This is a genomic window from Nocardioides sp. P5_C9_2 (assembly GCF_054049555.1).
Window position 1 is genome coordinate 1 of record NZ_JBFUMD010000090.1, and the last position, 9,722, is coordinate 9,722.

Consider the following 9,722-nt stretch of genomic DNA (forward strand, 5'->3'; position numbering starts at 1 on the left):
CTCCTCGGGGGCCCGCGGGAGCACCGGGACGGACGCTACGACCTGAGTCACCCTGTGACTCAGGTCGTAGCCGCCACACGAGGGCGCCGCACGCTGGAAGCTGAGTCACTCCGTGACTCAGGTCGTAGCGGTCGCCCGGCCCCCTCAGCGCAGCCGCGTCAGCGCCCGGCCGTCGTCGGACGGCAGCCCGGGGTCGACGGTCGCGGCGACGGTCATCGGGCCCATCGTCGTGCGGCCGGAGTTGACGGTCAGGAACGCCGTRTCGGCGGCGTCGCGGCCGGTGGCGATCCGTACCAGGGAGGATCGGGGCGCGAGTCCGGTGCCGTCGACGACGTACCACTGCCCGTCGATCGCGACCTCGGTGACCGCGTGGAAGTCCATCGGGACCAGGCCGGGGGCGTAGACGCTGACCAGCCGCGACGGGACGCCGAGGGCCCGCAGGAACGTGATGACCAGCTGCGAGGTGTCGCGGCACACGCCGCGGCGGCTCACGTAGGTTTCCAGCGCGCCGTCGACCGGCCCGCTGCTGCCGGGGGCGTAGGTGATGTGGGTGAGAGCCCACGAGACGACTGCCTGCACCAGCTCCTCACCGGCGAGCTCACCGAAGTAGGAGTGCGCGACCGGGGAGAGCCGGTCCGAGTCGCAGTAACGGCTCGGGCGGGTGAAGACGATGGCCTCGAGGTCGCCGACCGGGCCGGTCGGCTCGGCCTGCGGGACCACGGCGTCGTACGCGAGCCTCAGCCGGCCCACCGGGGCGGACGGGACGCGGTGCAGGCGCGTGGTGCCGTCGAGGATCTCGGTGGTCTCCACGGGTCGGTCGTCGACCGTGACGGTGAGCGTCTCCTCGCTGGGCGCGAGCTCGCTGGACACCGCGACCGAGAACACCAGGTCGGCCGGGGCCGCGACGGTCACGTCGATCCGGCTGCTGACGGAACGCGTCACCTGATCCTGCATCAGCTGATGCTGACGCTGGCCTCGGCGCCCTCCACGGGCTCCATGCCCTCGGCGAGCCGCAGCGCCTCCTCGATGAGCGTCTCGACGATCTGCGACTCCGGCACGGTCTTGATGACCTCGCCCTTGACGAAGATCTGGCCCTTGCCGTTGCCGGACGCGACACCGAGGTCGGCCTCGCGGGCCTCGCCGGGCCCGTTGACGACACAGCCCATGACGGCGACGCGCAGCGGCACCTCCATTCCCTCGAGGCCGGCGGTGACCTCCTCGGCGAGCTTGTAGACGTCCACCTGCGCGCGACCGCAGCTCGGGCAGGACACGATCTCGAGGCGACGCGGCTTGAGGTTCAGCGACTCCAGGATCTGCAGGCCGACCTTGACCTCCTCGACCGGCGGGGCGCTCAGCGAGACGCGGATGGTGTCGCCGATGCCCTGGCTGAGCAGGTGGCCGAAGGCCACGCTCGACTTGATGGTGCCCTGGAAGGCGGGCCCGGCCTCGGTCACGCCGAGGTGCAGCGGCCAGTCGCCGGCCTCGGCGAGCAGCTCGTAGGCCCGCACCATGACCACCGGGTCGTTGTGCTTGACCGAGATCTTGAAGTCGTGGAAGCCGTGCTCCTCGAAGAGGCTCGCCTCCCACACCGCCGACTCGACGAGCGCCTCGGGCGTCGCCTTGCCGTACTTGTCCATGATCCGCTTGTCGAGGGAGCCGGCGTTGACGCCGATCCGGATCGAGGTGCCGCGGTCCTTCGCGGCCCGGGCGATCTCCTTGACCTGGTCGTCGAACTTGCGGATGTTGCCCGGGTTGACCCGGACCGCCGCGCATCCCGCGTCGATGGCCGCGAAGACGTACTTGGGCTGGAAGTGGATGTCGGCGATGACCGGGATCTGGGAGTGCTGGGCGATCTCGGGCAGCGCGTCGGCGTCGTCCTGGCTGGGGCAGGCGACGCGCACGATGTCGCAGCCGGTCGCGGTGAGCTCGGCGATCTGCTGGAGGGTGCTGTTGACGTCGGAGGTGAGCGTGGTGGTCATCGACTGCACTGAGATCGGGCTCTCGCTGCCGACGCCGACCGAGCCGACCTTGATCTGGCGGGTGGGGCGCCGCGGACTGAGGACCGGAGGGGGCAGTGCGGGCATGCCCAGACCGATGGGAGAGCCAATGGCGGAGCCGACGGAGGTCATGGCGCCAGCGTACTGGGGGGAAGGTCCCGGTCAGGCGTCCAGGTGGAGGGGCACGACGAGGTCGCCGACGATCAGCACCATGCCCATGACGAGCATCGCCGCGCCGACCACGTAGGCGATCGGCAGCAGCTTGGCGACGTCGACGTACCCGGGGTCCGGGCGACCGAGCAACCGGGCGAAGCGACGCCGGGTGGCCTCCCACAGCGCGCCGGCGATGTGGCCGCCGTCGAGCGGGAGCAGCGGGATGAAGTTGAAGAGGCCGATGAAGAGGTTGAACCCCGCCACCAGCATCACCAGCGAGACGATCTTGTCCTGCATCGGGAAGGTCGTCTCGTCCGCCGACGCGACCTCGCCGGCGATGCGGCCACCGCCGACGACGCTGACGGGGCCGTAGGGATCGCGCTCCTCGAGGCCCACGATGGCGCGGGCGACGCCCCAGACCTTGACCGGCAGGTGCACGAGCGCCTCGACGGTGTCAGCCGTCATCCGGCCCATCTGCTGGAGCGTGTAGATCGGACCGCCGGTCTCGTAGACGGGGGTGGCGACCGGCATCACGCCCAGGAAGCCGACCGGGGTCAGCTCCTCGGGCGAGGCGGAGTCCAGGGGCCGCGGCTGGACCTGGGTGGTGGCCTTCAGAGTGACCTGCGTGCCGTCGCGGTCCACCACGATCGTGGCGGTGCCGTCGTTGTTGTCGCGGATCGCCTGCTGGACCTGGTCCCAGTCGGTGACCGGGGTGCCGTTGAAGCTGACGAACTCGTCGCCCGGCTCGAGGCCGGCCGCGGCGGCCGGGCTGGGGTTGTCCCGGAGCTCCTCGGCGGTGCAGGCCCGACCGTCCTGGTCGGCGGGCACGATGCACGGGATCACCTCGGCGACCACGGGCTCGACCTTCGCGTCGACGACCTGCCCGACGGTGGCGAAGACGCCCCAGAAGAGGAAGAAGGCGATCGCGAGGTTGACCGTCGGGCCGCCGGCCATCACGACGACCTTCTGCCACGACCGGAACTTGTAGAACAGCCGGTCGGAGTCCTCGGGCTTCACGTGCTCCCACTCCGCCGCGCGGGCGTCGGAGATGAGCTGGGTGAACRTGCCGGTGTTGGACTGCCGGACGAGGGTCTCGCCGTGCTCGTCGACGACCGCCTCCACGCCCTTGCCGGGCGGGAGCATGCCGACGATCTTGACGTAGCCGCCGAGCGGGATCGCCTTGACGCCGTACTCCGTCTCGCCGACTCGGCGGCTGAAGACGGTGGGGCCGAAGCCCACGAACCACTGGGTCACCTTGCCGCCGAACTTCTTGGCGGGGATGAGGTGCCCGAACTCGTGCAGGCCGATCGACGCCAGGATCGCGACGACGAAGATCAGCACGCCGAGCGTGTAGTACAGCGGGGTCACGGTTCTCCGTCGGTCTGTCTGGGTACGTCGGTGTCTGGGATGGTGCGGGCGGCCTCGTGGCGGGCCCAGGCGTCGGCCGCCAGGACGTCCTCGACGCTGAGGTGCTCCTTCGAGGGTACGTCGTGGTGGGCAAGCACCCGGGCAACCGTGTCGACGATGTCGGTGAAGGCGATCCGCCCGGCGTGGAACGCCTCCACGCAGACCTCGTTGGCCGCGTTGTAGACGGCCGGGGCCGTAGACCCCCGCTCCCCCGCCTCGCGGGCGAGCCGGACCGCGGGGAAGACGTCGTCGTCGAGCGGCTCGAAGCGCCAGTCGGCGGCCCTCGTCCAGTCGATCGGGGTCTCGGCGTCCGGCACCCGGTCRGGCCACCCCATCCCCAACGAGATCGGGACGAGCATCGTCGGCAGCCCGAGCTGGGCGACGACGGCGCCGTCCACGAACTCCACCATCGAGTGGATCAGCTGCTGCGGGTGCACGACCACGTCGATGCGCTCGAACGGCACGTCGAAGAGCAGGTGTGCCTCGATCACCTCCAACCCCTTGTTGACCAGGGTCGCGGAGTTGGTGGTGATGACCTTGCCCATCGCGAAGTTCGGGTGGGCCAGCGCCTGCTCGGGCGTCACCTCGGCGAGCTGCTCGCGGGACCGGCCGCGGAACGGGCCGCCGCTCGCGGTCAGCACCAGGCGGCGTACCTCTGCGGTGGTGCCGGCGCGCAGGCTCTGGGCGATGGCGCTGTGCTCGGAGTCGACCGGCACGATCTGCCCGGGGCGGGCGCGGTCGCGCACCAGCGGGCCGCCGATGATGAGCGACTCCTTGTTGGCCAGCGCCAGCGTGGTCCCGGCGTCCAGGGCGGCCAGCGTCGGGCGCAGGCCGACGGCGCCGGTGATCCCGTTGAGCACGACGTCGCACGCCATCGCGGCGGCCTCGGTCGAGGCCTGCTCGCCGAGCCCGGAGAAGGGCGGGACGAACTCGGCGACCTGCTGCTCGAAGAGGTCCGGGTTCGACCCCCCGGCGGTCAGGGCGACCACCCGGAAGCGGTCGGGGTGGGCCCGGACCAGGTCGAGTGCCTGGGTGCCGATGGAGCCGGTGGACCCGAGGACGACGACGTCGCGGCGGGCGCTCACCGGGGCTCCTCCACGGGTGCCGACGACCACAGGCGGAGTCCACCGACCTCGAGCAGCGACACTCCGGTCGGGATCGGGAGGTCGTCCCCGCCGAGCGCGTCCAGGACCCGGAGCTCCGACTCCCCCGCGCGGGCGAGCACGGCGTCGCCGGAGACGTCCGTGCAGCCCGCCGGKTCGGTGCGCCCCGCGCGCATCACCATCGCCCAGGACAGCTCGGTGCTGTCGTCGACGGTGAGCACCGGGACGTCACCCGGGTCGAGCGCCGGGTCGGTGCCGGCGACCAGGACCGTGGAGGTGGCCACGAGCGGGGCGAGGTCGTCCACGTGCTCCACGACGGCCCCGAGCCGGGCCGCGGCCAGGGTCACCACGACTCCCTCGAAGGTCGGGAGCGGGCTCACGGCCACGCGGTCGCCGGCACCGGTCCCGAAGGCGCGCAGCACGCCCGCGAGCGCCCCCACCTCGGTGAGCAGCTCGGCGTACGTCCACGCACGCGTGCCCAGGACCAGGGCGACGTCCTCGGCGCGCCCGCGGATGACGTGCCGGTCGAGCGCGTTGTAGCAGGCATTCAGCGTGCCGGCGTCGTCGTCGCCGCGGGTGCCGGGCCTGCGGAACCAGTCGATCGTGGTGCTGGCGCTCATGCCAGCCCGTTGTCGGCCGTCCGGGCCGGCTTGCTGGGGGTGCGCAGCCAGGCGGTGAAGAACGAGGTGAGGTCCTGCCCGCTGGTCGAGGCGGCGAGGGCCTCGAAGTCCTGGGTGCTGCCGTTGGCGCCGCCCCGCTGCTGCAGCCAGGTACGCACCAGCGTCCAGAACGCCTCGTCGCCGATGCGCTGCCGCAGTGCCTGCAACGTCATCGCGCCGCGGTCGTAGACGGCGTCGTCGAAGATCAGGTCCTTGCCCGGGTCACCGATGGTGACCTCCCAGAAGGGGTCCGCGGCGTCGCGGTCGTCGTAGGAGGCGCGCAGGATGTCGGCGGCGCTGCGGGTGCCCGAGCGCTCCGTCCAGCGCCACTCCATGAAGGTCGCGGCACCCTCGTTGAGCCAGATGTCGCTCCAGCGGGCCACGGCCACGTCGTCGCCGAACCACTGGTGCGCGAGCTCGTGGACGATGAGGCCCTCGGAGGGGCCGCCGAGCGTGGGGTAGGTGGGACGGGTCTGGTTCTCCAGGGCGAAGCCCACCGGGAGGCCGGTGCTGAGCCCGCCGGTCACCTCGAAGGGGTACGGCCCGAGATCCTGGGCGAGGCCGTGCACGACCGACGCGCTGGTGCGCAGGGCCCGCAGCGACCCCGCCCGGGTGTGGTCGTCCTGGAGGCGGGAGACGGCGTTGACCCACGGGATCCCGTGGGTGGTGCCGCGCTCCACCTCGAAGTCACCGGCGGCGAAGAACGCCAGGTAGGTGGCCATCGGGTCCTCGGCGCGCCAGCGCCAGGTGACCGTCCGTCGCGTCTTCTTCTTGCTGACCAGGGTGCCGTTGCCGATGACCTCGTGGCCGCGGTCGACAGTGGTCGAGATGTCGAAGGTCGCCTTGTCGCTGGGGTGGTCGTTGCCCGGGAACCACCACGGCGCCATGTGCGGCTGGTTCATGGCCACGACCTCGCGGTCGTTGGCCAGCCAGTTGCGCTCGCCGGCGTACTTCTTCCCGTCGGGCGTGCCGGCGTACGACACCACGACCCGGTGGGTCGAGCCCGCGACCAGCGGCTCGTCCGGGGTGATCCGGAGCTCGTGCTTGTCCGGCCGCGCGTGGGCGGCGCGCCTGCCGTCGACGCTCACCTTCGTCGTCGGCAGCAGGAAGTCGAGGTGGAAGCTGCTCAGGTCGCTGGTCGCGGTCAGCTCCAGGACGGTGCGACCCTCCAGCCGCTGGGTGGCGAGGTCGTAGCGGTTCCTGATGCGGTACGACGCCACGTCGATGCCGCCGTTGCCGTCCAGCGGCCAGTAGGCGTCGCCGATCCCGCTGCTGCCGGCCGGGGCGGACTCCTCGCCGGAGGCGGTGGCGTGGGTCATCAGGGCGGGCGCGACGACGAGGCTCGCGAGCAGCGCGGCCGTCGTACGTCGAAGGGTGTGGGTCACCCGAGCAAGGTACCGCTCCCCGACGAAAACCCGTTGCGCGCGGACGGGGGCGTGCGCCACCGTGGGCCGCGACGCGCCGCGCCCGGCGCCGACCGCTGCACCACCGTCCGAGAGGAGCCGTGACATGACGACGACTGTCCCCGGCCTGTCCCCAGACCGACTTCCTCACGCACGGAGCACCGATGACACCCGAATTTCCCGAGGGGTTCCTCGCCCCTAGCACCACCGCTCTACCCATCGAAGGCAGGCTCGCCGACGTCGACGAGCGGTTCGTCTTCGACTACACCGGCTACGCCGACGACCTCCCCGACGGCCAGCGCTGGTCGCCCTGGGACGACCTCGAGGCCCTGATGAAGGGTCCCGAGCCGCGCCCCGACTGGGTGGTCACCTCCAGCGGTGCGATCGACACCGAGCTGGGCATCCTCAAGACCGGCAAGGAGGCCGACGTCTTCCTCGTCGAGCGCGCCGACCCCCACCGGCCCGACACCGGGGTGGTGATGGCGGCCAAGCGCTACCGCGACACCGATCACCGCACCTTCCACCGCGCCGCGTCCTACACCGAGGGCCGCTCGATGAAGCGGTCCCGCGACAACCGCGCCCTCAAGCGCAAGTCGACGTGGGGGCGCGTCGTGGCGGCCGGCGAGTGGGCCGGGTCCGAGTGGGGTGCGCTGCGCCGCCTCTGGGAGCTCGGCGTGCCGGTCCCCTACCCGGTCCAGATCGAGGAGACCGAGATCATGATGGAGTGGATCACCCACGTGGTCGACGGCGAGGTGGAGACCGCTCCGCGCCTCGCCCAGGTGCGCCCCGGGCGGTACCTGCTCGAGTCCTACTTCGAGCAGCTGCGGGACGCGTTGGCCACGATGGCCCAGGCGGGCGTCRTCCACGGCGACCTCTCGCCGTACAACACGCTGGCCGCGGGTGAGCGCCTCGTCATCATCGACCTGCCGCAGATCGTCGACCTGGTGGGCAACCCGCGGGGCATGGACTTCCTGCTCCGCGACTGCGCCAACATGTGCCAGTGGTTCCGGGCGCGCGGGCTCGACGTCGACGAGCAGGAGCTCTTCGGGGACCTGATGGCCCACGCGTTCTGACGGGCCGTCTCGTGGGGTCGGTCCACCGGCTGGTTGGCTGACCCCGTGAGGCGCACCCACGGACGCATCGTCGACATCACCACGCTCCCCGACCTCGACGCTCGGCTGGCCCGCGGCGCACGGTCGCTGGAGGGCTGGCGGATCGTGGGCGTGGACCTCACCGAGCGCGGCGGCGTGCTGCTGTCGCGCTCGGTGGCGTCGGCACTCTTCCTCGGCTGCACGTTCGCCGACGGGGACGAGGAGGAGGTACGCCGCCGCGGCGGGGTCGTGCTCCCCGACCTCGCCGGCAGTCCGGTCGACACCTACCGCACGACGCTCTACGCGCCCCGCGACCTCTACGACACACCCCGCTACCGCGCCTCGCTCGACGCCCGGGCCTACGCCTGGTCCCAGCGCCGCACCGACCGGGGTGCCGCCTCCCAGGAGGAGGCGCTCGCCCGGGCCCTGCACGACCACGCCATCGACCAGGCGCTCGCCGCCTGGATCGCGGGCCGGCGGATCCTGGGGGTGATGGGCGGGCACGCGCTGGAGCGCGGCTCGGCGGGGTACGCCGACGCCGCGCGGCTCGGACGGTCCGTGGGGTCGGCGGTGAYGGTGGCCACCGGCGGTGGCCCCGGCGCCATGGAGGCCGCCAACCTCGGTGCCCTGCTGTCCGCCTCGGGCACCGACGCCCTGGACGAGGCGCTGGAGGTGCTGGCCACGGTGCCGTCGTTCACGCCGGACGTCGGGGCCTGGGCGGACGCGGCCTTCGCGGTGGTCGACGGGGTGGCCGACCCCGTCGAGTCGCTCGGCATCCCGACGTGGCACTACGGCCACGAGCCGCCGAACCCCTTCGCCACCGCGATCGCGAAGTACTTCCGCAACGCCACCCGCGAGGCCGTGCTGCTGGAGGTGTGCACCGCGGGGATCGTGTTCCTGCCCGGTGCGGGCGGGACCGTGCAGGAGATCTTCCAGGACGCCTGCGAGAACTACTACGCCGACGAGTCCTCGATCGCGCCGATGGTCCTCGTCGGCCGCCGGCACTGGACCGACACCGTCCCGGCGTGGCCGTTGCTCGAGGCGCTCGCGCGGGGTCGGGCCATGGAGGGGCACGTGCACCTGGTGGACACCGTCCCCGAGGCCGCCGCGCTCGTCACGTCGTACGCCGCCCGCTGAGCTTGTCGGGCAGGTCAGGCCGGTCMGCCCGGGCGCGCGGYKGTCGRTTGCCCGGCGCTCGGCGGCCCGCTACAGACTGGCGGGCCGCGACAGGCGGATCGGTGACCCAGACGTCGTACGCCGCCAGTCCAGCCCGTCGGGCCGGCAAGCCCTGTCGTACGCCGCCAGTCCAGCCCGTCGSGCCGGYMAGCCCTGTCGTACGCCGCCAGTCCAGCCCGTCGGCCGGTCCGCCCGGGCGCGCGGCTGTCAATGGCCCGGCGCTCGGCGGCCCGCTTACAGACTGGCGGGCCGCGACAGGCGGATCGGTGACCCAGACGTCGTACGCCGCCAGTCCAGCCCGTCAGGCCGGCAAGCCCCGTCGTACGCCGCCAGTCCAGCCCGTCAGGCCAGTGAGTCGGACCTCCGCGCCCTCAGGCCTCGGCCGCGAGCTGCCCGCAGGCGCCGTCGATCTCGCGCCCGCGGGTGTCGCGGACGGTTGTCGGGATCCCCTTGGCCTCGAGCCGGCGGACGAACTCGCGCTCGTCCTTGGGGTCGCTGGCCGTCCACTTCGAGCCGGGCGTCGGGTTGAGCGGGATCAGGTTGACGTGCACCCAGCCCCAGTCGCCGTACGAGTTGAGGACGTCACCCAGCAGGTCGGCGCGCTCGGCCTGGTCGTTGATGCCGCGCATCATGGCGTACTCGATGGAGACGCGGCGCTTGGTGACCCGGGCGTAGTTCCAGGCCGCCTCGACGGTCTCAGCGACCGAGAAGCGGGYGTTGATCGGCACCAGCT

At 72.2% G+C, this 9,722-nt stretch carries 8 protein-coding genes and 1 pseudogene; 2 read left to right on the plus strand and 7 right to left on the minus strand.

Annotated elements, in window-relative coordinates; all coding sequences use genetic code 11:
• Nucleotides 1-144: 144 nt before the first annotated feature.
• Genes ACXJKL_RS06760 through ACXJKL_RS06785 form a run of 6 tightly spaced genes read right to left on the minus strand, consistent with a single transcriptional unit; the run spans nucleotide 145 to nucleotide 6,704 of the window.
• Nucleotides 145-954 (minus strand): transglutaminase-like domain-containing protein, encoded by an 810-nt coding sequence (locus ACXJKL_RS06760; protein WP_457206291.1) that lies wholly within the window; start codon nucleotides 952-954, stop codon nucleotides 145-147.
• The gene (gene ispG, locus ACXJKL_RS06765; protein WP_457206292.1) at nucleotides 954-2,129 is read right to left on the minus strand and encodes a flavodoxin-dependent (E)-4-hydroxy-3-methylbut-2-enyl-diphosphate synthase; all 1,176 of its coding nucleotides are present in this window, start codon (nucleotides 2,127-2,129) and stop codon (nucleotides 954-956) included. Before ispG ends, ACXJKL_RS06760 begins: the two co-directional genes overlap by 1 nt.
• A 30-nt stretch (nucleotides 2,130-2,159) precedes the next feature.
• Nucleotides 2,160-3,518, minus strand: coding sequence for a M50 family metallopeptidase (locus tag ACXJKL_RS06770; RefSeq protein ID WP_457206293.1), 1,359 nt, complete (start codon nucleotides 3,516-3,518; stop codon nucleotides 2,160-2,162).
• Nucleotides 3,515-4,642, minus strand: a complete 1,128-nt coding sequence (gene dxr, locus ACXJKL_RS06775) for a 1-deoxy-D-xylulose-5-phosphate reductoisomerase (RefSeq protein ID WP_457206294.1) — start codon at nucleotides 4,640-4,642, stop codon at nucleotides 3,515-3,517. The genes ACXJKL_RS06770 and dxr overlap by 4 nt, the downstream gene beginning before the upstream one ends.
• Nucleotides 4,639-5,280, minus strand: a complete 642-nt coding sequence (locus tag ACXJKL_RS06780) for an AMP-binding protein (protein WP_457206295.1) — start codon at nucleotides 5,278-5,280, stop codon at nucleotides 4,639-4,641. Before ACXJKL_RS06780 ends, dxr begins: the two co-directional genes overlap by 4 nt.
• Nucleotides 5,277-6,704, minus strand: coding sequence for a M1 family metallopeptidase (locus ACXJKL_RS06785; protein WP_457206296.1), 1,428 nt, complete (start codon nucleotides 6,702-6,704; stop codon nucleotides 5,277-5,279). The genes ACXJKL_RS06780 and ACXJKL_RS06785 overlap by 4 nt, the downstream gene beginning before the upstream one ends.
• Before the next feature lie 182 nt (nucleotides 6,705-6,886).
• Here ACXJKL_RS06785 and ACXJKL_RS06790 point away from each other — a divergent pair, with 182 nt between their 5' ends.
• Both ACXJKL_RS06790 and ACXJKL_RS06795 read left to right on the plus strand, forming a co-directional pair.
• Nucleotides 6,887-7,795, plus strand: a complete 909-nt coding sequence (locus tag ACXJKL_RS06790; RefSeq protein ID WP_457206297.1) for a serine protein kinase RIO — start codon at nucleotides 6,887-6,889, stop codon at nucleotides 7,793-7,795.
• 45 nt (nucleotides 7,796-7,840) lie between these two features.
• Nucleotides 7,841-8,950: an LOG family protein gene (locus ACXJKL_RS06795; protein WP_457206298.1), complete on the plus strand. Its 1,110-nt coding sequence runs from the start codon at nucleotides 7,841-7,843 to the stop codon at nucleotides 8,948-8,950.
• A 410-nt stretch (nucleotides 8,951-9,360) separates the two neighbouring features.
• On the opposite strand, the pseudogene ACXJKL_RS06800 reads toward ACXJKL_RS06795, so the two are convergent.
• Nucleotides 9,361-9,722, minus strand: a pseudogene (locus tag ACXJKL_RS06800) (23S rRNA (adenine(2503)-C(2))-methyltransferase RlmN); the annotation flags it as partial.